This is a genomic window from Klebsiella sp. F11 (genome assembly GCF_056712265.1).
On sequence record NZ_CM160060.1, the window covers coordinates 3,812,580 to 3,838,927 of the forward strand.

The 26,348-nt window shown below is 59.7% G+C and carries 23 protein-coding genes; 13 read left to right on the forward strand and 10 right to left on the reverse strand.

From position 1 onward, the window contains the following. Nucleotides 1-226 precede the first annotated feature (226 nt). Together ybjG and deoR are read left to right on the forward strand one after the other, a co-directional pair. Nucleotides 227-820 (forward strand): undecaprenyl-diphosphate phosphatase, encoded by a 594-nt coding sequence (ybjG, locus tag AC1M2H_RS18900; RefSeq protein ID WP_480148583.1) that lies wholly within the window; start codon nucleotides 227-229, stop codon nucleotides 818-820. Nucleotides 821-940: 120 nt separating this feature from the next. Further along, nucleotides 941-1,699, forward strand: a complete 759-nt coding sequence (gene deoR, locus AC1M2H_RS18905; protein WP_480148584.1) for a DNA-binding transcriptional repressor DeoR — start codon at nucleotides 941-943, stop codon at nucleotides 1,697-1,699. Nucleotides 1,700-1,727: 28 nt separating this feature from the next. Here deoR and dacC read toward each other — a convergent pair whose 3' ends face one another. Beyond that, a complete protein-coding gene (gene dacC / locus AC1M2H_RS18910; RefSeq protein ID WP_480151983.1) occupies nucleotides 1,728-2,930 on the reverse strand; it encodes a serine-type D-Ala-D-Ala carboxypeptidase in 1,203 nt (400 codons plus the stop codon). Between the two features lie 256 nt (nucleotides 2,931-3,186). Here dacC and AC1M2H_RS18915 point away from each other — a divergent pair, with 256 nt between their 5' ends. Continuing rightward, nucleotides 3,187-3,807, forward strand: coding sequence for a glutathione S-transferase family protein (locus tag AC1M2H_RS18915; protein ID WP_480148585.1), 621 nt, complete (start codon nucleotides 3,187-3,189; stop codon nucleotides 3,805-3,807). A 2-nt stretch (nucleotides 3,808-3,809) separates the two neighbouring features. Here the strand turns inward: AC1M2H_RS18915 and AC1M2H_RS18920 are convergent, their stop codons facing one another. Both AC1M2H_RS18920 and bssR read right to left on the reverse strand, forming a co-directional pair. After that, entirely contained in the window at nucleotides 3,810-4,925 is a 1,116-nt protein-coding gene (locus AC1M2H_RS18920) for a PQQ-dependent sugar dehydrogenase (protein WP_480148586.1), read from the reverse strand. A 102-nt stretch (nucleotides 4,926-5,027) separates the two neighbouring features. Then, a complete protein-coding gene (gene bssR, locus AC1M2H_RS18925; RefSeq protein WP_480151984.1) occupies nucleotides 5,028-5,411 on the reverse strand; it encodes a biofilm formation regulator BssR in 384 nt (127 codons plus the stop codon). 768 nt (nucleotides 5,412-6,179) lie between these two features. Here bssR and AC1M2H_RS18930 point away from each other — a divergent pair. After that, nucleotides 6,180-6,434 (forward strand): hypothetical protein, encoded by a 255-nt coding sequence (locus AC1M2H_RS18930; RefSeq protein ID WP_480148587.1) that lies wholly within the window; start codon nucleotides 6,180-6,182, stop codon nucleotides 6,432-6,434. A gap of 33 nt (nucleotides 6,435-6,467) precedes the next feature. Then, nucleotides 6,468-6,746, forward strand: coding sequence for a hypothetical protein (locus tag AC1M2H_RS18935; protein ID WP_480148588.1), 279 nt, complete (start codon nucleotides 6,468-6,470; stop codon nucleotides 6,744-6,746). A 316-nt stretch (nucleotides 6,747-7,062) separates the two neighbouring features. Here the strand turns inward: AC1M2H_RS18935 and AC1M2H_RS18940 are convergent, their stop codons facing one another. Further along, nucleotides 7,063-7,542, reverse strand: coding sequence for a hypothetical protein (locus AC1M2H_RS18940; protein ID WP_480151985.1), 480 nt, complete (start codon nucleotides 7,540-7,542; stop codon nucleotides 7,063-7,065). Nucleotides 7,543-7,825: 283 nt separating this feature from the next. Here AC1M2H_RS18940 and rimO point away from each other — a divergent pair, with 283 nt between their 5' ends. Next, nucleotides 7,826-9,151, forward strand: coding sequence for a 30S ribosomal protein S12 methylthiotransferase RimO (gene rimO, locus AC1M2H_RS18945; RefSeq protein WP_480148589.1), 1,326 nt, complete (start codon nucleotides 7,826-7,828; stop codon nucleotides 9,149-9,151). Nucleotides 9,152-9,242: 91 nt separating this feature from the next. On the opposite strand, the gene gsiD is transcribed toward rimO, so the two are convergent. The 5 genes from gsiD to iaaA form a co-directional block, all read right to left on the reverse strand. Then, the gene (gsiD, locus tag AC1M2H_RS18950) at nucleotides 9,243-10,154 is read right to left on the reverse strand and encodes a glutathione ABC transporter permease GsiD (RefSeq protein WP_480148590.1); all 912 of its coding nucleotides are present in this window, start codon (nucleotides 10,152-10,154) and stop codon (nucleotides 9,243-9,245) included. 1 nt (nucleotide 10,155) lies between these two features. Then, a complete protein-coding gene (gene gsiC / locus AC1M2H_RS18955) occupies nucleotides 10,156-11,076 on the reverse strand; it encodes a glutathione ABC transporter permease GsiC (RefSeq protein WP_480148591.1) in 921 nt (306 codons plus the stop codon). 99 nt (nucleotides 11,077-11,175) lie between these two features. Beyond that, on the reverse strand, nucleotides 11,176-12,717 hold the full coding sequence (gene gsiB, locus AC1M2H_RS18960) for a glutathione ABC transporter substrate-binding protein GsiB (protein ID WP_480148592.1): 1,542 nt from the start codon (nucleotides 12,715-12,717) through the stop codon (nucleotides 11,176-11,178). A 37-nt stretch (nucleotides 12,718-12,754) separates the two neighbouring features. Further along, entirely contained in the window at nucleotides 12,755-14,611 is a 1,857-nt protein-coding gene (gene gsiA / locus AC1M2H_RS18965) for a glutathione ABC transporter ATP-binding protein GsiA (RefSeq protein ID WP_480148593.1), read from the reverse strand. A 13-nt stretch (nucleotides 14,612-14,624) separates the two neighbouring features. After that, nucleotides 14,625-15,566 carry a beta-aspartyl-peptidase gene (gene iaaA / locus AC1M2H_RS18970; protein WP_480148594.1) on the reverse strand — a complete coding sequence of 314 codons (942 nt, stop codon included), beginning with the start codon at nucleotides 15,564-15,566 and terminating at the stop codon, nucleotides 14,625-14,627. A gap of 216 nt (nucleotides 15,567-15,782) precedes the next feature. On the opposite strand from iaaA, the gene moeA reads away from it, so the two are divergent. The 6 genes from moeA (at nucleotide 15,783) to AC1M2H_RS19000 (ending at nucleotide 23,672) form a co-directional block, all read left to right on the forward strand. Further along, nucleotides 15,783-17,018 carry a molybdopterin molybdotransferase MoeA gene (moeA, locus tag AC1M2H_RS18975; RefSeq protein WP_480148595.1) on the forward strand — a complete coding sequence of 412 codons (1,236 nt, stop codon included), beginning with the start codon at nucleotides 15,783-15,785 and terminating at the stop codon, nucleotides 17,016-17,018. Continuing rightward, nucleotides 17,018-17,773 (forward strand): molybdopterin-synthase adenylyltransferase MoeB, encoded by a 756-nt coding sequence (gene moeB, locus AC1M2H_RS18980; protein WP_480148596.1) that lies wholly within the window; start codon nucleotides 17,018-17,020, stop codon nucleotides 17,771-17,773. Before moeA ends, moeB begins: the two co-directional genes overlap by 1 nt. 153 nt (nucleotides 17,774-17,926) lie before the next feature. Next, the gene (locus AC1M2H_RS18985) at nucleotides 17,927-18,826 is read left to right on the forward strand and encodes a glycyl-radical enzyme activating protein (protein ID WP_480148597.1); all 900 of its coding nucleotides are present in this window, start codon (nucleotides 17,927-17,929) and stop codon (nucleotides 18,824-18,826) included. Between the two features lie 4 nt (nucleotides 18,827-18,830). After that, nucleotides 18,831-21,263 (forward strand): formate C-acetyltransferase/glycerol dehydratase family glycyl radical enzyme, encoded by a 2,433-nt coding sequence (locus tag AC1M2H_RS18990; RefSeq protein WP_480151986.1) that lies wholly within the window; start codon nucleotides 18,831-18,833, stop codon nucleotides 21,261-21,263. 185 nt (nucleotides 21,264-21,448) lie between these two features. Continuing rightward, nucleotides 21,449-22,264, forward strand: a complete 816-nt coding sequence (locus AC1M2H_RS18995; RefSeq protein ID WP_480148598.1) for a Cof-type HAD-IIB family hydrolase — start codon at nucleotides 21,449-21,451, stop codon at nucleotides 22,262-22,264. A 142-nt stretch (nucleotides 22,265-22,406) separates the two neighbouring features. Then, a complete protein-coding gene (locus AC1M2H_RS19000; RefSeq protein WP_480148599.1) occupies nucleotides 22,407-23,672 on the forward strand; it encodes a DUF1479 domain-containing protein in 1,266 nt (421 codons plus the stop codon). On the opposite strand, the gene AC1M2H_RS19005 is transcribed toward AC1M2H_RS19000, so the two are convergent. Continuing rightward, a complete protein-coding gene (locus tag AC1M2H_RS19005) occupies nucleotides 23,669-24,742 on the reverse strand; it encodes a LacI family DNA-binding transcriptional regulator (protein WP_480148600.1) in 1,074 nt (357 codons plus the stop codon). The two genes, AC1M2H_RS19000 and AC1M2H_RS19005, sit on opposite strands and share 4 nt — an antisense overlap. Nucleotides 24,743-25,043: 301 nt before the next feature. On the opposite strand from AC1M2H_RS19005, the gene AC1M2H_RS19010 reads away from it, so the two are divergent. Further along, nucleotides 25,044-26,345, forward strand: coding sequence for an MFS transporter (locus AC1M2H_RS19010; protein WP_480148601.1), 1,302 nt, complete (start codon nucleotides 25,044-25,046; stop codon nucleotides 26,343-26,345). The last annotated feature ends 3 nt before the right edge of the window (nucleotides 26,346-26,348 follow it).

Genomic DNA, 26,348 nt, shown 5'->3' on the forward strand with positions numbered 1-26,348 from the left:
TTCCGCCCGCCCCGCCCGGCGCAATTTTTATTATCCCTGTCTATATTTCGTTTATATTTCAATTAGGTTACAGGCAGTATACTCACTCCAGCCGGCGCGTTAGCGAAGATGCCAGCCCCAAAAAAAACATAACAAACTGATAATTAAGACAATACTGCTTTATCTCATCGCCACCGTCCCTTAAGGTGGGCGGCTTAGTGTTAACGGACCCCAAGAGCCTGAAAGTATGCTGGAAAATATCAACTACGCGCTGTTCGCCGCGATCAACGCCACGCCCGCCTCGCCGTCGTGGGCTATCGCGCTGGCTACCCTGATCGCCAGGGATTTGATTTTGCTTGTTCCTTTACTGGCTGCCGCGTTGTGGCTGTGGCAGCCGAATCAGCGCCAGCTGGTATTTAAGCTGCTGCTGGCTCTGGCAATCAGCCTGACGCTGTCGTGGATCTTCGGTCTTCTCTTCCCCCACGAGCGGCCCTTTGCCGCCGACGTCGGCTATCAGTTCCTGCACCACTCGCCGAACAACTCGTTCCCAAGCAACCATGGCACCATCAGCTTTACCTTCGCGCTGGCCTTCTTATTCTGGCATCGCCTGCGCTCCGGGGTCGCGCTGCTGGCCGCGGCGGCGGCTATCGCCTGGTCCAGGGTCTATCTCGGCGTTCACTGGCCGCTGGACATGCTCGGCGGCCTGCTGACCGCCATGTGCGGCTGCCTGAGCGCGCAGCTGTTGTGGCACAGCGGCGGCCATCCGCTCTATCAGTACCTGCAGCGCCTCTACCGCCTCTGTTTCTCCCTGCCGATCCGCAAAGGCTGGGTACGCGAATAGCCCGCGCCGCGCGGTCCCTCATCCGGCGCGCATCGCAGAAGCGTGACTAACCCTCTTCCGGCAGGTAACATTGCCTGGTGACGCCCTGCCAATGCGGGGCGATTTCAGCTTAGAGGGATTATGGAAACACGTCGTGATGAACGCATCAGCCAGCTTATTCAGGCCCTCAAGCGCAGCGATAAGCTTCATTTAAAAGAAGCCGCCGCGCTGCTGGGCGTGTCTGAAATGACCATCCGTCGCGACCTGAACGGCCATAACGGACCCGTTGTCCTGCTCGGCGGCTACATCGTCCTCGAGCCGCGCAGCGCCACGCACTATCTGCTTAGCGACCAGAAAACTCGCCTGGTGGATGAAAAACGCCGCGCCGCCCGCCACGCCGCCGGCCTGCTTGCAGCCCATCAGATGGCCTTTTTTGACTGCGGGACCACCACGCCGTGGATCATCGACGCGATTGATAACGCCCTGCCGTTTACCGGCGTCTGCTATTCGCTGAATACCTTTCTGGCGCTGCAGGAAAAGCCCCACTGCCGGGCGATCCTCTGCGGCGGCGAGTTTCACGCCAGCAACGCGATTTTTAAACCGCTGAGCCTGCAGGATACCCTGAGCCATCTGTGCCCGGACATCGCCTTCTATTCGGCGGCGGGAATTGACTGCGAGCAGGGAGCGACCTGCTACAACCTCGAGGAGCTGCCGGTTAAGCACTGGGCGATGAGCAGCGCGCGCTACCACGTGCTGGTGGCGGATCACAGCAAATTCGGCAAGGTCAGGCCGGCGAGGATGGGCGATTTATCGCGTTTTGACGTGATTGCCAGCGACGTCTGCCCGGACGACGATCTGCTGGCGCTGGCGAAGGAAAAACAGATTTCGCTGCTCTACTGATCGCGCCCCGCAGGGCGCGACCGGCAGATTACGAGAACCAGCCGCCGAACCAGCCGTGCAGTTTCATCAGCACGAAGTCGATCATTCGGCTAAAGAAACCGCCTTCATTTACCGCTTCCATCACGATAAGCGGACGCTGTTCAATGGTTTTATCATTGAGTTTAAAGTCGATAGTTCCTACCACCTGCCCTTTGGTCAGCGGTGCCGTCAGCTGCGTATCCTTCAGGGCATAGCTGGCCTTCAGGTTCTTCAGCTGGCCGCGCGGAATGGTAATCGAGCCGGCTTCGCCTGCGCCCAGCTTCGCTTCGCTGCTATCACCAAACCACACGCGCTGGGTAATAAAGGTGGCGTCCGGCTTAATCGGCGTCACGGTTTCATAGAAGCGGAAGCCCCAGGTCAGCAGCTTTTCGGATTCATTAAAACGAATACGATCGGTCTTCGTCCCGAGTACGACGGCAATCAGACGCATATCGCCCTGTTTTGCCGAGGAGACCAGATTATAGCCCGCTCCGGCGGTGGTGCCGGTTTTCACGCCATCGGCGTTGAGGCTGGCGTTCCACAGCAGGCGGTTGCGGTTCGGCTGGCGAATCTTATTGAAGGTAAACTCTTTCTCTTTATGGATAGCGTACTCTTCAGGGACGTCGTGGATCATCGCTTTGGTCAGCAGCGCCATATCGCGGGCGGTACTGAACTGGCCCGGCGCATCAAGGCCATGGACGGTCATAAAGGTGGTATTCGCCAGGCCCATTTTTTGCGCGTAGCCGTTCATCAGGCTAACAAACGCATCCTGACTGCCCGCGACGTAGTCGGCAATCGCAATGCTGGCATCGTTGCCGGACTGAATGATAACGCCCTTATTGAGGTCCTCAACCGAGACCTGCATGCCCGGCTTGAGGAACATCACTGATGAGCCGCGCAGCGCCGGATTGCCGGTGGCCCAGGCATCGCGACCGACGGTCACCATATCGGTGGACTTAATCTTGCCCGCCTTCAGCGCCTGCCCGACGACGTAGCTGGTCATAATCTTAGTCAGGCTTGCCGGATCGAGTTTTTCATCGGCATTGCCTTCGCTGAGCACCTTGCCGCTGGCGTAGTCCATCAGGACCCAGGCTCGTGCATCAATCGACGGGGCGTCGGGGAGTTGCTCGGCAGCCTGCACCGCGGGCGCAACGAGAACGAGAAGAGCGCAGCCTGCCGCGAGGCCGCGAAGGGAAAAAGCATCATGCGTCATAAGAGCCACCCAAGTATCCTTTCCAAACAAAATATGCCGCAGCACTCTGGCGGCGCAGCAGCAGCCGGTGAGTAAAGCGTACAAATGATCTTAAAGAAACAGCGAGTTGGTAAAGTTTTTAAAGTTTACGCAATAACCTCGCGTCCTGCTGAAAACAGAGCAATTTTTTTGATCGTGATTGCCTATATATTAACTTTATTCCAACATAATGGCTCATCTTGTTGCAACGACGGCTCAATAACTGACAGGAACCGATATGATTACGCTATGGGGCAGAAACAATTCAACTAACGTGAAGAAAGTACGCTGGGTGCTGGAGGAGCTGGACCTTCCCTATCAGCAGATTATGGCGGGACTGGAGTTTGGCCTGAATCACGACGCGGAATACCTGGCGATGAACCCGAACGGGCTGGTGCCGCTGCTGAAGGACGATGGCCTTGTGCTGTGGGAGTCGAACGCCATTATCCGCTATCTGGCGGCGCAGTACGGGCAAAACCGCCTGTGGGTTGACGATCCGGTCCAGCGGGCGCAGGGCGACAAGTGGATGGACTGGGCCAACGACTCGCTCTCTCCCGCCCACCGCCCGGTATTGATGGGGCTGGTGAGAACGCCGGAGGAGAAACGCGATCCTGCGGCGATTGCCGCCGGTATCGCCGGCTGTGAAGCGCTCTTCGCCATCCTCGACGCCGAGCTGGCGGTATTCCCGTGGCTCTCCGGCGAGTCTTTTGGCCTCGGCGACATCGCCGTTGCGCCGTTCGTCTACAACCTGATGAGCATCGTCACGACCTGGCAACCGCGCCCGAACCTGCAGCGCTGGTATCAGCAGATTAACGAACGCCAGGCCTGGCACAGCGTCGTGGCTATCCCGGTTACCTGAGGCTAGCTCTGCGGGCTGACCTTCAGCAGTTCGCCGTTGGATTCGTCGGTCAGGACGTACAGATAGCCATCGGGTCCGACGCGAACGTCGCGGATACGCTGGCCGCGATCGCGCAAAATTCGCGCCTCTTCGCTGACGCGATTGCCCTCTACGTTAAGGACAATCAGCGACTGGTCCTTCAGCGCGCCGATAAACAGCTTGTGCCGCCACTGAGGGAAGGTTGCGGAATCGTAGAAGGCCATGCCGCTCACCGCGGGCGAGGTTTTCCAGACAAACAGCGGCGCTTCGGTTCCGTCCACCGCCGTTCCCTGCGCTTCCGGAATAGGCAGACCGCTGTAATTTATGCCGTGCGTCGCCAGCGGCCAGCCGTAGTTCTTGCCTTTCTGCGGGATGTTAATCTCATCCCCGCCGCGCGGGCCGTGCTCGTTGAGCCACAGGGTATCGCTCCACGGATTGAGCGCCATCCCCTGCGGGTTACGGATCCCGTAGGCCCAAATCTCCGGCCTGGCGTCGGCGCGGCCGACAAACGGATTATCCGCCGGAACCCCTCCCGCCTCGGTCAAACGCACCACCTTGCCCTGCAGCTTATCGAGATCCTGGGCCGTCGCCCGCTGGTTATTCTCCCCTAAGCCAATAAACAGGTGCCCCTTACCGTCAAATACCAGACGTCCGCCAAAGTGGTTGCCGATGGAGAGCTTCGGCTGCTGGCGAAAGACCACCTGAAAATTCTCCAGCCGCCGGCGATCCTCGCTCAGGCGGCCGTATCCTACCGCGGTTCCCGCCTTGCCGTCCTTCCCGACCTCCGCGTAGCTCAGCCACACCTTGCGCGAGCGGCTAAAGTCCGGCGCCAGCGCCACGTCGAGCAGTCCGCCCTGGCCGCTGGCCCACACCTGCGGCACGCCGGCAATCGCCGGCGACAGCCCCTCCCCCTGGCGCCAGAGCTTCAGCTCGCCGCCGCGCAGGGTGATCAATATTCCCTGCCGGTCAGGCAGAAATGCCAGCGCCCACGGATGGTCGAGCTTGTTTTGCAGGACCTCGACGCGCACCTTCTCGGCGGCGACGGCGGCGGCAGGTAACAGCAGAGCGGTAAGAGCTATTAAGGCGGCGGTCTGGCGCATGGCGTACTCCTTTTATCAGCATAGGGATAAGGGTAGCCAGCGAAGGGGATCGGCAGGGGGAGCTTTACATAACATTAAGCAGGGGGGCACGCCCCCCTGAATTCAAACGCGGGTAATTGGCACGGATGCATTCAGTTTATGAACGTTCAGCGCCAATCCTGCCAGGCAGCGTTCTAGCGTCTCTACGTTAACCGCAATATAAGACGGACAATCGTGGTGCCCGCTCATCAGGCTAACCGCCGCGGAAGCAACGGCTTCACCCGCAAGACGAAGAGCGTCCTTCTCCTCCGGCGTAACGGCGTGCTGCAATCGCGGCGCGCCTTCACGCATTTCACGACAAAGCTCAAACAGGTTATCACGCAGATGCTCATTCTCGCTGACTGACATATAGCCTTTAGCTTTGCGTAGCTGCAGATAAGCCTCGAGATCAATATTAGCATTAATCAGCTTATTCAAAAGGTTACGATACAGTCTGTCAACGGTCATCATCGTTCCTCCTCTGTTGTCCATTACCATAATTATAATATGGTCATTTTTTGCGCAAAATCATGCGCGAGGTCAATATTTCCAGGTTAATTAACATCATTTACAATGTTGCGGTAATGTTTAAATTTATCGAAACGCAGCCTCTTCCGGGGCGCCCTGCACCATCAATTGACGAGGTCGCCCGGCGGGCCGGGACATAATAAACGAACGTCCGCTAGCGCCTGCCGATATCAGCGGATATATTCAGCCGGCCTTTAAATATTTCATCGGCAACGATGCTAACAATTATATCAATAGTGCTTTATTTTCATTTAACATCCGCCCATTATTCGCACAACATGCTAAATGGATAGCAAACGGAAGAGAGAAAACTATTTTTACAGTATACATACCCGGCACAACGCAGCAGAATATAGCCATCTATAAACCATATCAGGCGTTCTTATGAAAATAATGATGATAATAATTGTGCTGTCAGCACTCATTTTTATTTTTATAAACCCTCTGAATTCAGAGCCTGCTACGCCGCATGATTATTATTTTGATACATTCCACGTTAGCATTAACGACCGACATCAGGAGCCAGAGATCAATCCTCGCGCTTTGCCACGGAGCCTGTAAAAACAGTCCGCAAATGGCGGAACCACTGCCGACAGAGTAGAGAGCATAACGCCCGTTAAATAGCCCATGAAATAAGTCAATATCACCCGCGATGCAAAATCAGCCGGTGACCGTTAACCTGTTTATCCACTGACCATGACAGAGAATATGAAACTTAAAAATAGTAAAAAAACACATACCGGCAGCATTGTATTTACATTGTTTATCGTCATGAACGTTCTGATGCTGGCCGTCAGCATCTACGTACTCTATTTTAGCTCCGCAGCACCCTTTGCGGATAGCCGAATTATCCGCGACGCGACCTTCTGGATTAGCGCCTTCAAGCACATCCTCTTTCTTAGCGGCCTGTGGATTTTCTTCGATGTCATTTTTTCAGTTTACTTTTTCTTCAAAAGAAAATAATACGCCAGTCTTCTACCTATTACGGAAAGCAGCATGATATTTATCCTCGTCTGGCTCATTGCGATGGGCACCAGTGAATTACTACTTTGGTCATACAGTTATCTCCATATTCTGTCACCGGTTATCTACATCACCCTCTGCCTTATGTATTTGTATCAGCGTAAAAAAATCCGCCACTGCCCTGATTTAAGCAGCAATGAGCAAAAGATCAGGGTGCTGCGGTTAGGGACTGTATTCCTTATCGCCATGCTGATTATGCTGGCGCTCACCGTGCATATTAATGTGCTGATTAGCCTGTACGGCAATCTTTAATCCCGACGTATAAAGGCGATTCGGGCAGCGCCCAGGGCCGGTAGTTGCGGAACCGTTGTATCGGTATTACCGGGCATGCCCGTCTTATCAGGCGATATTCTACGCTGGCCAGGGATAACGCCAGATATCAACGCCCGGCGCTCACTTTCAGGATCAATATATGCTCCGCCCTGTGCTGATGCTCTGCTCTATTTTGCTACTTTGCAGCTGCTACCCTTTAGATAAAAAAGAGGACGACCTACCCGACATACGGCTGAACAGGCCGCAGTGCGCAAGCCGAAATAGTGTTATCACATGCGACTGGAGATAATGCCCCTTAGCGGAAGCTCCACTGAACGCTCATCACGAAAATAGCCGGAATAATAATCCCGCCCTCAACGCCAAAAGAATCCGTAAAGTTATACTGCAGGCCATGATAAACATAGGGCGAGAAGCCGACACCGGTTAACTTCTTTGCCGTCCGATAGGCCCCCGAGTCGCCGCAGTGGCTGAACGCTTTAAAAAAGAATTCCCCGGTGTAGGCGTATACGCCTTTAAACGTCCAGCCGCTTTGGCCTGAAGCCCAGTCTCTTCTCATCCCCAGCGACAGGCAGCGATCGGCAAAACTATTTTTCATCGTCCCGACCAGCGCGCTATATCTGGAGTCTGGCGCAAACTTTCGCTCTACTGACAGAAACTGATTATTAAAATGCTCGTTATACTGCCCGTGATTTCCCGTCAGGTGGTAAACATATGAGCCGGTATTTATCGAATATAAATTAAGCTCCCCGGCATACCCTGACCCGGCGGCCAGCATTGAAAGACCGAATATACAACTGCGTTTTTTAAACATGAACAAACTCAAGAAAGCGGCAAACGGATAACCTGAAAAGAAAAGCATCACGCTAGCACAGCGTGTCTAAACCGCTACTCAATCACTTTTTATCCCGCGTCTTCGGCCGCCCTTCGCTTCCCGGGAAACAGGTGGCGATAAAGATCGCCCGCCCGATGGCGAAAACGGAGATACCAGTACAATTTTCCCGCCAATCTCTGTAGAATCCCTGCCCTGACCATTCCAATAATTGAACACTTTTTAAGCTATGAGCAATGTAACGCACCAGCCGAAGATCGGCTTCGTCTCCCTTGGCTGTCCGAAAAACCTTGTAGACTCAGAACGCATCCTGACCGAACTGCGCACCGAAGGGTATGACGTGGTTCCTACCTACGAGAACGCCGATATGGTTATCGTCAACACCTGCGGCTTTATCGATAGCGCCGTTCAGGAGTCGCTGGAAGCGATTGGCGAAGCCTTAAAAGAAAACGGCAAAGTGATCGTTACCGGCTGCCTGGGCGCAAAAGTCGACCAGATCCGCGAAGTTCACCCGAAAGTGCTGGAGATAACCGGCCCGCACAGCTACGAGCAGGTTCTCGAGCACGTCCACCACTACACGCCGAAGCCGAAACACAACCCGTTCCTGAGCCTGGTGCCGGAACAGGGCGTGAAGCTGACGCCGCGCCACTACGCCTACCTGAAAATTTCCGAAGGCTGCAACCACCGCTGCACGTTCTGCATCATTCCGTCCATGCGTGGCGATCTGGTGAGCCGTCCGATCGGCGAGGTGCTGTCGGAAGCTAAGCGCCTGGCCGACGCCGGTGTGAAAGAGCTGCTGGTGATCTCTCAGGATACCTCCGCCTACGGCGTCGACGTGAAGCATCGCACAGGTTTCCACAACGGCATGCCGGTGAAAACCAGCATGGTCAGCCTGTGCGAAGAGCTGGCAAAACTGGGTATCTGGGTGCGCCTGCACTACGTTTATCCCTACCCGCACGTCGACGACGTGATCCCGCTGATGGCGGAAGGTAAAATCCTACCGTATCTCGATATCCCGCTGCAGCACGCCAGCCCGCGGATCCTCAAGATGATGAAACGCCCGGGCTCGGCGGATCGCCAGCTGGCGCGCATCAAGCAGTGGCGTGAAATCTGCCCTGACCTGACCCTGCGTTCGACCTTTATCGTCGGCTTCCCGGGCGAAACGGAAGAAGATTTCCAGATGCTGCTCGACTTCCTGAAAGAAGCCCGCCTTGACCGCGTCGGCTGCTTTAAATACAGCCCGGTCGAAGGCGCGACCGCCAACGAGCTGGCGGATCAGGTGGCAGAAGAGGTGAAAGAGGAGCGCTGGAACCGCTTTATGCAGCTGCAGCAGCAGATTTCCGCCGAACGTCTGCAGGAGAAGGTCGGCCGCGAAATCATGGTGCTTATCGACGAAGTTGACGAAGAAGGCGCCATTGGCCGCAGCATGGCCGACGCCCCGGAAATCGACGGCGCGGTGTATCTGAACGGCGAAACGAAGGTCAAACCGGGCGACGTGCTGCGGGTCAAAGTTGAGCACGCCGACGAGTACGATCTGTGGGGTAGCCGGGTTTAATTCCGCCACCGCCCCGCGGCTGGATGACGCCGTACTCAGGCGCATCCGGCAGAACAGGCCCCGGTAAGCCCAGCGCGACCGGGGCTTTTTCTTACCCCTTTATCTTCGGATCCAGCGCATCGCGCAGGCCGTCGCCCAGCAGGTTAAACGCCAGCACCGTCAGAAAAATGGCGATCGCCGGGAACAGCGCCACGTGCGGCGCCATCATCATGTCAGCTCGCGCTTCGTTGAGCATTGCGCCCCACTCCGGAGTCGGCGGCTGCGCGCCGAGGCCGAGGAATGAGAGGCTGGCGGCGGAGATTATCGACACCCCGATGCGCATGGTGAAATAGACCACAATCGACGACACCGTGCCGGGCAGAATATGGCTGAAGAGGATCGTCGCATCGCTGGCGCCGATGCTGCGCGCCGACTCGATAAAGGTCTGCTGCTTGAGGACCAGCGTATTGCCGCGTACCAGGCGCGCAAAAGCCGGAATGGAGAAGATCGCCACCGCGATGATCACGTTCGACATCCCGCTCCCCATAACCGCCACCACGGCGATCGCCAGCAGGATCCCCGGGAACGCGAACAGCACGTCGCAGATGCGCATAATTATCCGGTCCCACCAGCCTTCATAGTAACCGGCCAGCAGACCGAGCACGGTACCGATTGCCGCGCCGATCAGCACCGCCAGCACCCCGGCCGCCAGCGAAATCTGCGCCCCAACCAGCACCCGGCTGAAAATATCCCGACCCAGCGAATCGACGCCGAACCAGTGCAGCGCCGACGGACCGTCGTTGAGGCGATCGTAGTCAAAGTAGTTTTCCGCATCGAACGGCGCGATCCACGGCGCCACGACGGCTACCGCGATCAGCAGCAGCACAAACACGCCGGCGCCCATCGCCACCGGCTGACGACGAAAGCGCCGCCAGAACTCATGCCACGGCGTTCGTATCTGACCGGGTTTGATCCCCGGCATGGCGTTAATAACCGCCTGCCTTCTCCAGTTGAGCAATCGCACCTTACTTGTACCTGATAGCCGGGTTAATGGCGGCGTACAGCACGTCCACCACTAAATTGATAAGAATAAATTCCAGCGAAAACAGCAGGACTTCTGCCTGAATCACCGGATAGTCGCGCATCTCGACCGAATCCACCAGCAGCCTGCCAAGCCCCGGCCAGTTGAAGACTTTCTCCACCACGATCGAGCCGCCGAGCAGGAAACCAAACTGCAGCCCCATCATCGTCACCACCGGAATCATCGCGTTGCGCAGGCCGTGCTTAAGCACCACCAGCGTCTCGCTGACCCCTTTCGCCCGCGCGGTGCGCATATAGTCCTCATGCAGCACGTCGACGAACGAGGCGCGGGTAAAGCGCGCCATCACCGCAGCGACCGCCGCCCCGAGGGTCACGGAGGGCAGAATATAGTGCCGCCAGCTATCGGCGCCCACCGTCGGCAGCCAGCCAAATTCGACGGAGAAGACCTGCATCAGCAGCATCCCGAGGGCAAACGCCGGAAAGGAGATACCGGTCACCGCCAGCGCCATCCCCAGCCGGTCCGGCCAGCGGTTGCGCCACACCGCGGCGGCAATCCCCGCCGCCATACCAAACACCACCGCCCAGCTCATGCTGGCGAGCGTCAGCCACAGCGTCGGCATAAAGCGGCTGGCGATTTCGCTGCTCACCGGGCGTCGCGAGGCCATCGAGATGCCAAAATCGCCCTGCAGCACGCTGGTGATATAGTGCCAGAACTGGACGTGCAGCGGCCGATCGAGCCCCAGCTGTTCGCGGACCATCGCGACGACCTGCGCGTCGGCCTCCGGTCCGGCAATCAGCCGCGCCGGGTCGCCGGGCAGTAGATGCACAAACAGAAAAACCAGCACCGCCACGATCAGCAAGGTGGGGATCAGCCCCAGCAGGCGTTTAATCACGTAATTAAGCATCGCCTCTCCTCACCCGAACCCTCGGAGCGAACGGCAGAGGGAGCGAGGCCCGGCGCCCTCTCCCCGCGGGGGAGAGGGTCGGCATAAAGGTAACCACCGTCACTGGGCTAAATCCGCCTGCTCAAAGCTGAATCCGGTATCCGGCTGGATATAGAAACCGCTCAGATTTTTGCTGTGCGCGGATACCAGTTTTTCCACCACCAGCGGCACCCACGGCGACTCTTTCCAGATAATCTCCTGGGCCTGCTTGTAGAGCCGCCTTTTTTCCGCGGCGTCGGTCGTTTTCAGGGCATCGGCGAGGTCTTTATCCACCTGCGGATTGCCGTAGAAGGCGGTATTAAACAGGGTCGGCGGCCAGTTTTGCGAGGCGAAAAGCGGCGACAGCGCCCAGTCGGCTTCGCCGGTTGAGGCCGACCAGCCGGTGTAGAACATGCGCACCCCGCTCTCTTTCTGCCCTTTACCTTCCACTTCCGCCGCGCGCTGGCCGGCATCCATCGCCGTCAGCTGCGCCTTAATGCCCACCTGCGCCAGCTGCTGCTGGGTAAACTGCAGCACCTTCTGGGCGGTGCTGTGGTTATGCGACGACCACAGCGTGGTGCTGAAGCCGTTCGGGAAACCGGCCTCTTTGAGCAGCTCGCGGGCCTTAGCAGGGTCGTACGGCCACGGTTTAAAGGTCTCGGCATAGGCGATGGACGGCGGCACGACGCCGGTCGCCGGCGTGGCGTAGCCGGCGAAGGCAACCTTCACCAGCGCCTGGCGGTTGATGGCATAGTTAATCGCCTCGCGCACCTTCGGGTTATCAAACGGCTTCTGCGTGACGTTCATGCTGATATAGCGCTGCATGATCGACGGGCTGGCGACCAGCTCCAGCTTGTCGTTTTTCGCCAGCAGCGGCGCCTGCTCGTAGGGGATCGGGAAGGCAAACTGCGCCTCGCCGGTTTGCAGCATCGCCGCGCGGGTGTTGTTATCCACTACCGGACGCCAGGTGATGGAGTCCAGCTTCGGCAGGCCCGGCTGCCAGTAGCCGGCAAACTTCGTCACCTTCACAAAATCGGTCTGGTTCCAGGTCTCGAGCTGATACGGACCGGTGCCGACGGGATGGAAGCCAATCTCTTTGCCATATTTTTTCAGCGCCGCCGGGGAGATCATCGCCGTAGCCGGATGGGCCAGGACGTTGATAAACGCCGAGAAAGGCTGCTTAAGGGTGATTTTCACCGTCGTTGGGTCGACCGCCTCGGTGCTGGCGATATTTTTGTACAGGTTATAGCGCTTGAGATGGTTTTCCGCATTGCTGGCGCGGTCGAGGTTAGCCTTCACCGCCTCGGCGTTAAAATCGGTCCCGTCCTGGAACTTCACTCCCTGGTGCAGCTTAATGGTGTAGACCAGGCCGTCGGGCGAAACGGTATAGCTTTCCGCGAGGACGTTCTGCACCTTCATCTCTTTATCAAGGCCGAACAGCCCCTGATAGAACGATTTGGCAACCGCCTGGGATAAGGTGTCGTTGGCATCATAAGGGTCGAGGGTCGTAAAATTAGAACCGACCGCCACCACCACATCTTTTGCGGCCAGCGCCGGCGCCGTCGCCAGCGCCGAAGCGACGCCCAGCGCCAGCAACCATTTGCGTGATACGCGTTGTGTCATGTTGTTCTCCTGAAATGCTGCGTTATTGGTGTCGTTGTTATCTTCCCAGCACGTCGGCGGCCGGTTCCCGGGCAACGAAATGCCCCGGACCTACCTGCTGTAACGGCGCGCTGGCTACCCCTTCCCCTCGCTTATAGATATTCCCCGGCAGCTCGTCAGAGAGCAGTACGCGCTGCGGATGACGATGCGCCGGGTCGGCCACCGGTACGGCGGCCATCAGCTTTCGGGTATAGGGATGCTGCGGGTTTTCAAATACGGCGCGGCGCGGGCCAATCTCAACGATTCGCCCGCGGTACATCACCGCCACGCGATGGCTGATACGCTCAACCACCGCCATATCGTGGGAAATAAACAGAAAGGCGATGCCCATTTCACGCTGTAGATCGAGCATCAGGTTGATAATCTGCGCGCGAATCGAGACGTCGAGCGCCGAAACCGATTCGTCGGCAATCACCACCTTTGGATTCAGCGCCAGCGCCCGCGCAATGCATACGCGCTGGCGCTGGCCGCCGGAAAACTCGTGCGGATAGCGCCAGGCGTGCTCCGGCTGCAGGCCGACGCGCTCGAGCAGCCAGGCCACACGCTGACGGGCCGCCTCGCCTTCCAGCAGGCCGTGCACGCGCAGCGGCTCCATAATCGAGTAGCCCACCGTTTGCCGCGGGTCGAGCGAGGCGTACGGGTCCTGGAAAATAAACTGAATATCGCGGCGCAGCGCCTGAAGCTTAGCGCCTGCCAGGGTATCGATGCGTTCGCCGTTAAATACGATGGTGCCGCTTTCGGCCGCCACCAGCCGCAGCAGCGCCCGGCCGGTGGTGGATTTGCCGCAGCCGGACTCGCCGACCAGCGACAGGGTTTCCCCCGGCCAGAGATCAAAGCTGACCTTTTCAACCGCGTGCACCTCACGGGTAATCCGGTTCAAAATGCCGCTGCGCAGCGGGAAGCGCGCCACCAGGTCGCGCACCTGCAGAATCGGCTCGCCGGCGACAACGGTATCCTGCTCGCCCTCATCGGGCGCGCTTTGGTTGAGCAGCGGGAAGCGGCGCGGCAAATCGCTGCCGCGCATCGAGCCCAGGCGCGGGACCGCCGCCAGCAGCGCCCGGGTGTAGGGGTGCTCGGGCGCGCGGAAAATATCTTCGACCGTCCCGCTCTCCACCGCTTCGCCGCGGTACATCACCAGCACGCGGTCGGCGATATCGGCCACCACACCCATATCGTGAGTAATAAAAATAACCCCCATCTCCATCTCTTTTTGCAGCACGGCAATCAGCTGGAGGATCTGCGCCTGAATGGTGACATCCAGCGCGGTGGTGGGTTCGTCGGCAATCAGCACCGCCGGGCGGCAGGAGAGCGCCATGGCGATCATCACCCGCTGGCGCATCCCGCCGGAGAGCTGATGCGGATAGCGCGACAGCATCGCTTCCGCTTCCGGGATCCGCACCTGGTCGAGCATTTTTTTCGCTTCGCGCAGCGCCTCGTCATGCCCCAGATTCTGGTGCAGACGAATGGACTCGGCAATCTGTTCGCCGATGGTAAATACCGGATTCAGCGAGGTCATCGGCTCCTGAAAAATCATCGCGATATCCGCCCCGCGCACGTGGCGCATGGCCGAAGCGGGCTGCTCGCCAAGCGCAATGATCTGGCGATTGCGCCGACGCAGCCACAGCGCGTCGCTGCTGACCTGGCTGGCGGCGTCATCGAGCAGGCGCATCAGCGCCAGCGCGGTCACCGACTTCCCCGAGCCGGACTCGCCTACGATGGCTAACGTTTCGCCGCGCCGCAGGTTGAACGAAAGATGCCGCACCGCAGAAAAGGCCTGCTGCTCCTGGCTGAACGTGACGTTCAGATCGCGCACCACCAGAACATCGCTGGCGTCGATTTGTTGACTATGCGGCAACGTCCCTACCCCCTTATTCCCGATAAATACCAATAGTGGGCGTATCGCCCGCGTAGCACCAGGCCCGATACATGCCTTCGCTGTTAAACGGCAGCGCCACGTTGCCTTCTCTGTCGATGGCGATCAGGCCGCCGCTGCCGCCGAGCGCCGGCAGCTTCTCCATCACCACCCGCTCGCAGGCCGCATGCAGGCTCAGGTTCGCGTACTCCATCAGCGCGGCGATATCGTAGGCCGCGAGGGTGCGGATAAACACCTCCCCGGTGCCGGTACAGGAGACCGCCACGCTGGCATTATTGGCGTAGCAGCCGGCACCGGGCAGCGGGCTATCGCCAACGCGGCCGGGGAGCTTATTGGTCATCCCGCCGGTGGAGGTCGCGGCGGCGAGGTTGCCGGCGCTATCCAGCGCCACCGCGCCGACGGTGCCCATTTTATGCCGTTCGTCCAGCGGCGCGGCGCCGTGATCGAGAACGATCTGGTCTTCGGCCTGCGCCTGCTGCAGCTGCAGACGGCGCCCGGTGGTGGAAAACAGGCCGTTTTCCACCCGTTCCATACCGTGAAAGGCGGCGAACGCCTCCGCCCCTTCGCCAATCAGCAGCACGTGCGGGCTCTGCTCCAGCACCAGCCGCGCGGCCAGTACCGGGTTACGCAGATGCTTTACGCCGGCAACCGCGCCGGCATGCAGGCTGTTGCCGTCCATTACGCAGGCGTCGAGCTCATGAGTGGCGTCCCGGGTAAACACCGAGCCGATGCCGGCGTTAAACAACGGGCACTCCTCCAGCAGGCGCACCGCCTCGGTGACCGTGTCCAGCGCGCTGGCGCCCGCCGCCAGCATTTTCTGCCCGCTGTCGACAATCGCCGACAGCGCCGCCACGAACTGCCGCTCGCTCTCCGGCGTCAGCTGCGATCGGCTAATTGCCCCCGCCCCGCCGTGAATCGCTATCACCGCCTTGCTCATTCCGCCATTCCTTCATGCCGCATCAGGTCTCTGCCCTCGCAAAGCGAGCGTAAATAATAAAGTGTATAGATATCATTATCGTGTTGACTGTCCTATACAATTTTTGAATATAGAAAGAGCGGACGGTGATGTAAAGCCTGTACCCAGGTGGCATATAGCCGCCGGCACTTTTCTGCCATAATAGGCGCTTTCGATGTTTGCCCGCAGGAGAAACCCATGGATTTTACCGCCGGACTGATGCCTCTCGACACAGCCCTGATCCAGATGCTCAACCGTATTACGCCGCTGAACGCGGTGGAAACCGTGCCGCTGTTGCAGGCCTTTTCGCGCGTGACCGCCCATGATCTCATTTCGCCGCTGGACGTCCCCGGGTTTGATAACTCGGCTATGGACGGCTACGCCGTACGCCTCGCCGATCTTACCGACGGCGCGGCGCTGCCGGTCGCCGGCAAGGCCTTCGCCGGCCAGCCGTTCCACGACGCCTGGCCGGCGGGAACCTGCGTTCGCATTATGACCGGCGCGCCGGTTCCGCCGGGCTGCGATGCGGTGGTGATGCAGGAAGAGACCGAGCAGACCGCCGACGGCATTCGCTTTATCGCCGCGGTAAAAGCCGGTCAGAATATTCGTCGTCGCGGCGAAGATATCGCTAAGGGCGCGGTGGTATTCTCGGCCGGGACGCCGCTGACCGTCGCGGAGCTGCCGGTGCTGGCGTCGCTGGGCATCGCCGAGGTCGAAGTGGTGCGCAAAGTTCGCGTGGCGGTATTCTCCACCGGTGACGAGCTGCAGCTGCCGGGCCAGCCGCTTGGCGACGGGCAAATCTACGATACCAACCGCCTGGCGGTGCACCTGATGCTCCAGCAGCTGGGCTGCGAGGTGATCAATCTCGGCATTATTGCCGACGACCCGGCGAAGCTGCGCGCGGCGTTCATCGCCGCCGACCAGCAGGCCGACGTGGTTATTAGCTCGGGCGGCGTCTCGGTCGGCGAAGCGGATTACACCAAAGAGATCCTCGAAGAGTTAGGCGAAATCGGCTTCTGGAAGCTGGCGATCAAGCCGGGTAAACCTTTTGCGTTCGGCAAGCTCGGCGACAGCTGGTTCTGCGGCCTGCCGGGCAATCCGGTTTCCGCCACCCTCACCTTCTACCAGCTGGTGCTGCCGCTGCTGGCGAAACTGAGCGGCAGCGCGGCCGACGCGCGGCCGATGCGCCTGCGCGTGCGGGCGGCGACGCGTCTGAAAAAATCTCCGGGGCGCCTCGACTTCCAGCGCGGCGTGCTGCAGCGCAATCCGGACGGCGAGCTGGCGGTAGCCTCCACCGGCCATCAGGGCTCGCACATCTTTAGCTCATTTAGCCAGGGCAACTGCTTTATCGTACTGGAGCGCGAGCGCGGCAACGTGGAAGCGGGCGAGTGGGTCGAGGTCGAACCCTTTAACCACCTCTTCGGAGGACTGTAATGGACGTTGAGCTGAGCGATGAGGAGATGCTGCGCTACAACCGGCAGATAATCCTGCGCGATTTCGATTTTGACGGCCAGGAGCGGCTGAAGGCCGCCCGGGTGCTGGTGGTCGGTCTCGGCGGCCTGGGCTGCGCCGCCGCCCAGTATCTGGCGGCGGCCGGCGTCGGCGCGCTGACTCTGCTCGATTTCGATAGCGTCTCGCTCTCCAATCTGCAGCGCCAGACGCTGCACAGCGATGCCACCATCGGTCTGCCGAAGGTGGACTCCGCCCGCGACGCGCTGGCGCGGATCAACCCCCACGTGCGGCTCACCCCGCTGAATGCGCTGCTCGACCAGCAGGCGCTGGCGGCGCAGATCGCCGCCCACGACCTGGTGCTCGACTGTACAGATAACGTGGCGATACGCAACCAGCTCAACGCCGGCTGCTTTCAGCATCAAACGCCGCTGGTCTCCGGCGCCGCGATCCGCATGGAGGGGCAAGTCAGCGTCTTTACGTATCAGGATAACGCGCCCTGCTATCGCTGCCTGAGCCGGCTGTTCGGCGACAACGCCCTCACCTGCGTTGAGGCGGGGGTGATGGCGCCGCTGGTCGGCGTTATTGGCTCCCTGCAGGCGATGGAGGCTATTAAAGTCTTAACTCAGTACGGCACGCCTGCCGCAGGCAGGCTGGTGATGTATGACGCCATGACCTGTCAGTTCCGCGAAATGAAGCTGATGCGCGACCCGCAGTGCGAGGTTTGCGCCAGCCGCTAGCCCTTCTCCGGCGGCGGCTGTCGCCGGAAAATTTGTGACCAACCGCGGCTTTCCTCCCTTCGGCGCGGCGACCCGCCCCGCTTGTTGATTTGCATCAATATAACTTTCATTCGAAAGTTATTTAATCTTCATATGCAAAATAAAGGGGGTCTCATGATTTTCAACATTCAGCGCTACTCAACCCATGACGGCCCTGGGATCCGCACCGTCGTATTCCTCAAAGGCTGCTCGCTGGGCTGCCGCTGGTGTCAGAACCCGGAAAGCCGCTCCCGCACTGCGGATCTGCTGTACGACCCCCGCCTGTGCCTTGCCGGCTGCGATCTGTGCCAGCAGGCCGCGCCGGATGCGATTAGCCGCACGCTCGACGGCCTGATTATCCAGCGCCAGAAGCTCACCGAAGACCACTACGATCGGCTGCGCGACTGCTGCCCGACCACCGCCCTCAGCGTTTGCGGCGAAGAAAAAGAGGTGGCGCAGATTATGGCCACGGTGCTGCGCGATAAGCCTTTTTACGATCGCAGCGGCGGCGGGGTCACTCTTTCCGGCGGCGAGCCGTTTATGAATCCCGAACTGGCGCGGCAGCTGCTGCAGGCCAGCCGCGCGGCGGGAATTCACACCGCGGTGGAAACCTGCCTGCACGTGCCGTGGAAATACGTTGAACCCTCCCTGCCGTGGATTGACCTGTTCCTCGCCGACCTCAAGCACGTCAGCGAAGCTGTTTTCAAAGCGTGGACCGACGGCAGCGCCGGCCGGGTGCTCGATAACCTGCAGCGCGTGGCGCAGGCGGGGAAGAAAATCATCATCCGCGTCCCGCTGATTCAGGGCTTTAACGCCGATAAGGCAACGATCGCCGCGATTACCGACTTTGCCGCCGACCGCCTGCAGGTTGGCGAGATCCACTTCCTGCCGTATCACACGCTGGGAATGAACAAATATCAGCTACTCAGTCAGCCCTATACCGCTCCGGACAAACCGCTTGCTGCCCCCGAGCTGCTCGCCTTCGCGCAGACCTACGCTCAGAGCAAAGGTTTAACGGCTACTCTACGAGGATAAAATGATGACCACTCTGAAACTGGACACGCTGAGCGCCCGCATTCAGGCGCATAAAACGGCGCTGGTGCATATCGTTAAGCCGCCGGTGTGCACCGAGCGCGCCCGCCACTACACCGCCGCTTATCAGCAGCACCTGGATAAGCCAATCCCGGTGCGCCGCGCGCTGGCGCTGGCCCACCATCTGGCCGAGCGCACCATCTGGATCAAACACGACGAGCTGATCGTCGGCAACCAGGCCAGCGAAGTGCGCGCGGCGCCCATCTTCCCGGAATATACCGTCAGCTGGATTGAGAAGGAGATCGACGATCTCGCCGATCGTCCCGGCGCCGGTTTTGCGGTCAGCGAAGAGAACAAGCGCATCCTGCACGAAGTCTGCCCGTGGTGGCGCGGTCAGACCGTGCAGGATCGCTGCTACGGGATGTTCACCGATGAGCAAAAGGCGCTGCTCGCCGCCGGGATTATTAAGGCGGAGGGCAACATGACTTCCGGCGACGCTCACCTCGCGGTGAACTACCCGCTGCTGCTGGAAAAAGGCCTCGACGGCATGCGCGCTAAGGTGGCCGAACGCCGCTCGCGTATTAACCTGACCGTGCTGGAGGATCTGCACGGCGAGCAGTTCCTCAAGGCCATTGATATCGTGCTGGAGGCGGTCAGCGACCACAGCATGCGCTTTGCCGAGCTGGCGCGCAGCATGGCGGCGCAGGAAACCCGCGCCTCCCGCCGCGACGAGCTGCTGACCATCGCCGAAGGCTGCGAGATAGTCGCCCACCAGCCGCCGAAAACCTTCTGGCAGGCGCTGCAGCTGTGCTACTTCATTCAGCTGATCCTGCAAATTGAATCCAACGGCCATTCGGTCTCCTTCGGCCGCATGGACCAGTACCTGTATCCGTACTACCGTCGCGACGTCGAGCTCCGGCAGTCGCTGGATCGCGAGCAGGCTATTGAGCTGCTGCACAGCTGCTGGCTGAAGCTGCTGGAGGTGAACAAGATCCGCTCCGGCTCGCACTCCAAAGCCTCCGCGGGCAGCCCGCTGTATCAGAACGTCACCATCGGCGGCCAGAACCTGCACGACGGCCAGCCGCAGGATGCGGTGAACCCGCTCTCGTACGCGATCCTCGAATCCTGCGGGCGCCTGCGCTCGACCCAGCCGAACCTCAGCGTGCGCTACCACGCCGGGATGAGCAACGACTTCCTCGACGCCTGCGTGCAGGTCATCCGCTGCGGCTTCGGCATGCCGGCGTTCAATAACGACGAGATCGTGATCCCGGAGTTTATCAAACTCGGGATTGAGCCGCAGGACGCCTACGACTACGCGGCGATTGGCTGCATCGAAACCGCCGTGGGCGGCAAATGGGGCTATCGCTGCACCGGGATGAGCTTTATCAACTTCGCCCGCGTGATGCTGGCCGCGCTGGAAGGCGGCCGCGACGCCACCAGCGGCCAGGTATTTCTGCCGCAGGAGCACGCGCTGTCGCAGGGCAACTTCAGCAGCTTCGACCAGGTGCTGGCCGACTGGGACAGGCAGATTCGCTACTACACGCGGAAGTCGATAGAAATTGAGTACGTCGTCGATACCATGCTGGAAGAGAACGTGCACGATATCCTCTGCTCCGCGCTGGTGGATGACTGCATCGAGCGGGCGAAAAGCATCAAACAGGGCGGCGCGAAGTATGACTGGGTTTCCGGCCTGCAGGTCGGGATCGCCAACCTCGGCAACAGCCTGGTGGCGGTGAAAAAGCTGGTCTTTGAGCAGGGCGCCGTCGGTCAGCAGCAGCTGGCGAAGGCGCTGGCGGAGGACTTCGCAGGGCTGACCCACGAGCAGCTGCGCCAGCGCTTAATTAACGGCGCGCCGAAGTACGGCAACGACGAGGACAGCGTCGATACCCTGCTGGCCCGCGCCTATCAAACCTACATCGACGAGCTGAAGCAATACCATAACCCGCGCTACGGCCGCGGCCCAATCGGCGGCAACTACTACGCCGGGACCTCGTCGATTTCCGCCAACGTGCCGTTTGGCGCCCAGACGATGGCCACCCCGGACGGACGCAAAGCCCACTCGCCGCTGGCCGAAGGCGCGAGCCCGGCTTCCGGCACCGACCACCTCGGGCCAACGGCGGTGATTAGCTCGGTCGGCAAGCTGCCCACCGGGGCGATCCTCGGCGGCGTGCTGCTGAATCAGAAGCTCAACCCCGCGACGCTGGAGAACGAGTCCGATAAGCAGAAGCTGATGGCGCTGCTGCGCACCTTCTTCGAAGTGCACAAAGGCTGGCATATCCAGTACAACATCGTCTCGCGCGAGACGCTGCTGGCGGCGAAAAAGCATCCTGACCAGTACCGCGATTTAGTGGTTCGCGTCGCCGGCTACTCGGCGTTCTTTACCGCCCTGTCGCCGGATGCCCAGGACGATATTATCGCCCGCACCGAGCATACGCTGTAGGCCTCGCCCCGCTTCACACCGCACCCCGGCTGGCACCACGCCTGGCCGGGGTGTTTATCTTACGGATTTTGCACGACAGGAAGCCGCCAAAGCCGGCGGGTAAACTTTCATTCGAAATAAATTTGTGCTTTAGGTCACATTGTAATTAGAATGTTACTGGTCGCAGTTAAGCCAGGAGCACAGGTATGACCGTTAAAGTTATCGTCACCGATATGGACGGAACTTTTCTCAATGACGCCAAGCAGTATGATCGCCCGCGTTTTCTCGCGCAGTTCGCGCAGCTCAGGCAGCAGGGTATTGAATTCGTTGTCGCCAGCGGCAACCAGTACTACCAGCTGATCTCCTTTTTCCCGGAAATTCGCGAGCAGATCTCTTTCGTCGCCGAGAACGGCGCGCTGGTGTACGAGCGCGGCCAGCAGCTGTTTCACGGCGAGCTGACCCGCCATGAGTCGCAGATTGTGATCGGCGAGCTGCTCAAGGACCCGCAGCTCAACTTCGTCGCCTGCGGCCTTGAAAGCGCCTACGTCAGCGACCGCGCGCCCGACAGCTTCGTCGCGCTGATGTCAAAGCACTATCATCGCCTGCAGCGCATCGCCAGTTACCACGATATCGACGACACGCTATTTAAGTTCTCGCTTAACCTGCCGGACAGCGATATTCCGCAGCTCGTTGATAAGCTGCACGTCTCGCTGGACGGCATCATGAAGCCGGTCACCAGCGGCTTTGGCTTTGTCGATTTAATTATCCCCGGCCTGCATAAAGCCAACGGTATCAGCCGACTGCTGAAACGCTGGCAGATCTCGCCCCAGGAGTGCGTGGCGATTGGCGACAGCGGCAACGACGCCGAAATGCTCAAGCTGGTAAAGTACTCTTTCGCCATGGCCAACGCCGCCGAGAACATCAAGGCCATCTCCCGCTTTGCCACCGATGACAATAACCACCACGGCGCGCTGAACGTGATTCAGGCCGTTGTGGACCACGCTGCCCCCTTCAACGAATAGCCTGCCGCCGGGGCCTCTCCTGCCCCGGTTTTTTCCATTTTGTGCACCTCATCCAATTTTTAAACTTGCATTAACTTAAATTTAACCTAAATTAACGTTTGTAAGATTTAATGCTTTCGAATGAAAGAAAAGTGAGGCCATCATGACGGTTATCCATACCAGCGAAACGCTCCCCGCCGACCACAAAGCGGCGATTCGACAAATAAAACAGGATCTGCGCGCGCAAATTGGCGACGTGCAGGCAGTGTTCGATCGGCTGACGGCGCGGATTAGCGCGCGTCTGGACGAGATTAACGCCATCAAGGCCCGCAGAGAGGAGGTCTGGCCGATTATCCCGTTCAGCAATATTGCCGAGGGCAAAGTGAGCGATGCCCAGCGCGAGGCCATCCGCCGCCGCGGCTGCGCGGTGATCAAAGGTCACTTCTCCCGCGAGCGGGCGCTGGCGTGGGATAACTCGATGCTGGAATACCTCGACCTCAACCACTTCGACGACGTTTACAAAGGCCCGGGCGACACCTTCTTCGGCTCGCTCGACGCCTCGCGTCCGGAGATTTACCCGATCTACTGGTCGCAGGCGCAGATGCAGGCGCGGCAGAGCGACGAGATGGCCGCGGTGCAGTCGTTCCTTAACCGCCTGTGGACCTTCAGCCGCGACGGCAAGCAGTGGTTCGACCCCGACGTCAGCGTTATCTACCCTGACCGTATCCGCCGCCGCCCGCCGGGCACCACCTCGAAAGGGCTGGGGGCGCACACCGATTCCGGCGCCCTCGAGCGCTGGCTGCTGCCCGCCTATCAGCGGGTGTTCGCCAACGTCTTTAACGGCAATATTGACGCCTACGACCCGTGGGATGCGGCGCACCGCACCGAGGTGGAAGAGTACACCGTCGACAACACCACCAAATGCTCGGTATTCCGCACCTTCCAGGGCTGGACGGCGCTCTCCGATATGATCCCGGACCAGGGCCTGCTGCACGTGGTGCCGATTCCGGAGGCGATGGCCTACGTTCTGCTGCGTCCGCTGCTCGACGACGTTCCCGACGATGAGCTGTGCGGCGTGGCGCCGGGTAAAGTGCTGCCGATTTCCGAGAAATGGCACCCGCTGCTGATCAAAGCGCTGAGCGCGATCCCGGCCATCAGCGCCGGCGATTCGGTGTGGTGGCACTGCGACGTGATCCACTCGGTGGCGCCGGTCGAAAACCAGCAGGGCTGGGGCAACGTGATGTATATCCCCGCCGCGCCGCTGTGCGAGAAGAATCTCGCCTATGCGCACAAGGTTAAAATCGCGCTGGAGAAAGGCGCGTCGCCGGGCGATTTCCCGCGTGAAAACTATGAAGCCGACTGGCTGGCGCGCTTTACCCTCGACGATCTCAACGTTCACGGCAAACGCGCGCTGGGTATCGAGGTTTAATCGTCGTACAGCCCCTGCTGCTCAACGGCGGTGCGGCGGCTGCCGGGCCGTATCCGCCGCACCGAATCCCGCACCGCCAGCGTGCCGTTTAGCAGCAGCGAGCCGCGCGGGGCCTGAGGACGAATCAGCCGCTGCTGCAGGAGCTGCACCGCCTCCGTGCCGAGCTCGTCGCGCGGGACGTGGACGGCGGTCAGCGGCACATCCTGAATGGCGGCAAGGTTAAACCCGTCGATGCTCATCACCGAGATATCCTGAGGAACCCGCAGGCCGCGCTTTTGCAGGGCGTTCACGGTCCCCACCGCCATATAGTCTCCGCCGACCAAAAAGGCGGTCGGCAGCGGCTTCCCGGCCTGGGCATCGAGCCACTCGCCAACCTTCTCCTCCGTCTCCCTGGCGCTGAAGTTCGCCACGCTAATCAGATCCCGCCCGTCGGCGAAGCGGAGGTTGCGGGCGCCCCAGGCCTCCTTAATGCCCACCAGCCGCAGCTCCATGGTGTAGCGGCGCAGGCACATCACGTTCATGACCGTCCGATGCCCCATTTCGAAGAGATAGCGCGCGGCAAACTGGCCGATCAGCCGATGATCCGGGGCGATCGACGTCAGGCGCATGCCCTCATCCCGGCAGTTGATCAGCACGCAGGGTTTGGCGAAATCGGCGGCCAGATCGTGAATATGCGGATCGTCAATGCCCAGCAGAATGGCCGCCTCGGTTTCCGCTTCGTTCATGCGCGCCAAAAACAGGTTGGCATCGCTGTCGTTCTCTTCCAGCGCGCAGGTGCGCAGGCGAACTTCATGCGGAGCCAGCGCATTATTAATGCTCTGAATAACCCGGTAGTAATAGATATCTGAGCGCTCATCAAACGCCCGGGGAGGGGCAAAAACCACCAGACTGTTCAACAGCATACGCCCGGCGGCGAGCCCCTCCATCACCCCCATTTCGCGGGCGCACTGCAGGACCCGCTGGCGCGCCCTTTCGCTGGTGTTCGCTTTGCCCGCCAGCACCCGGGAAACGGTGCTCGCCGACATCCCCGTACCGGCCGCGATTTCGGCGATTCTCAGCTTTTTATCCATTTTGTGATCCAGCTCCATCTTGCAAATGAAAGAATTTTCATAGCGCTAAAAAGCAGCTTATCAAGGCAGGTTCGCCATCTGTCGTGAGCTTTTCCGCATCTTGTGAAAAAACTTGCATAAATAAGACTACTGGCCGCTCATTTTCTATCTTAACCTGAATTGGTCCGATAACTTCCATACTAGTTATACGGAAAGGCAAATAAATAAAACAATAATATTCATAGCGTTAATAAAACAGGTATGACAACTCAGGGACTGAACATCGGTCATTTCCCCCTACAAAATTCTTGTGGAGAGTTCTATGAGCCAAGGCCTCAACAACGATATGGCGGTCAGCAAATCGCGCCGCGTAGTCAAAAACCTGCGCTGGTGGATGCTGACCCTGTTCCTGCTCGGCGTCACCGTCAACTACATTACCCGCAACTCGCTGGGCATTATCGCCCCCGAGCTGAAGGCGACGCTGGGCATCACCACCGAGCAGTACTCATGGATCGTCGGCGCTTTTCAGCTGGCCTACACCCTCTTCCAGCCTCTCTGCGGCTGGCTGATTGACGTGATTGGCCTGAAGCTCGGCTTTATGATCTGCGCCACCCTGTGGGCCGTGGCCTGTATCGCCCACGCCGGCGCCGGCAGCTGGCTGCATCTGGCGATCCTGCGTTTTTTCATGGGCGGAGCAGAAGCCGCCGCCCCCCCAGCTAACGCCAAAACCATCGGCGAATGGTTTCCCAAATCTGAGCGCCCGATAGCCGCCGGCTGGGCCGGCGTCGGTTTCTCCGTCGGCGCGATGCTGGCGCCGCCGATCATCTATTTTGCCCACGCCTCTTTCGGCTGGCAGGGCGCGTTTATGTTCACCGGGGTGCTGGCGCTGCTGTGGGTGATCCTGTGGTGGGCGTTTTACAACAGTCCGCAGAAGCATCCGAATCTGAGCAAGACCGAGCTGGAGTTCATTCGTCAGGACAACGAGCCGCCGGCGGTGAAGCTGCCGTTCTTTACCGCGCTGAAAACCGTGTCGAAAAATAAGCGCTTCTACGGTATTGCGATCCCGGCCTTTATGGCGGAGCCCGCCTGGGCGGTGCTGAGCTTTTGGGTGCCGCTGTACCTCGCCAAAGAGCACGGCATGGATCTCAAGCAAATTGCCATGTTCGCCTGGCTGCCGTTCCTCGCCGCCGATCTCGGCAGCGTGGTCAGCGGCTATCTGACGAAGCTGTATACCCGCTGGTTCGGCTGTTCGCGGGTGAACTCGGTTGTCGCCAGCTCGCTGACCGGCGCTTTCCTGATGGTTTCGCTGGCCCTCGTCGCCATTACCCGCGACCCCTACGTCACCATCGTCCTGATCTCCATCGGCGGCTTCGGCCACCAGATTATCTCCTGCATGCTCAGCGCGCTGGTGGTGGAGTCGTTCGATAAGGGCCAGATGGCGACCGTCAACGGCATGCGCGGCTCCGCCGCCTGGATCGCCAGCTTCCTGTTCTCCTTATTAATCGGGGTGACCGCCGACAAAATTGGCTTCAACCCGCTATTTGTCGCCATGGGCTTCTTTGACCTGATTGGCGCGGTTTTCCTCGTCGCTTTTATTGCTGAACGTCGCGCCAGGCGCGCCTGAGAG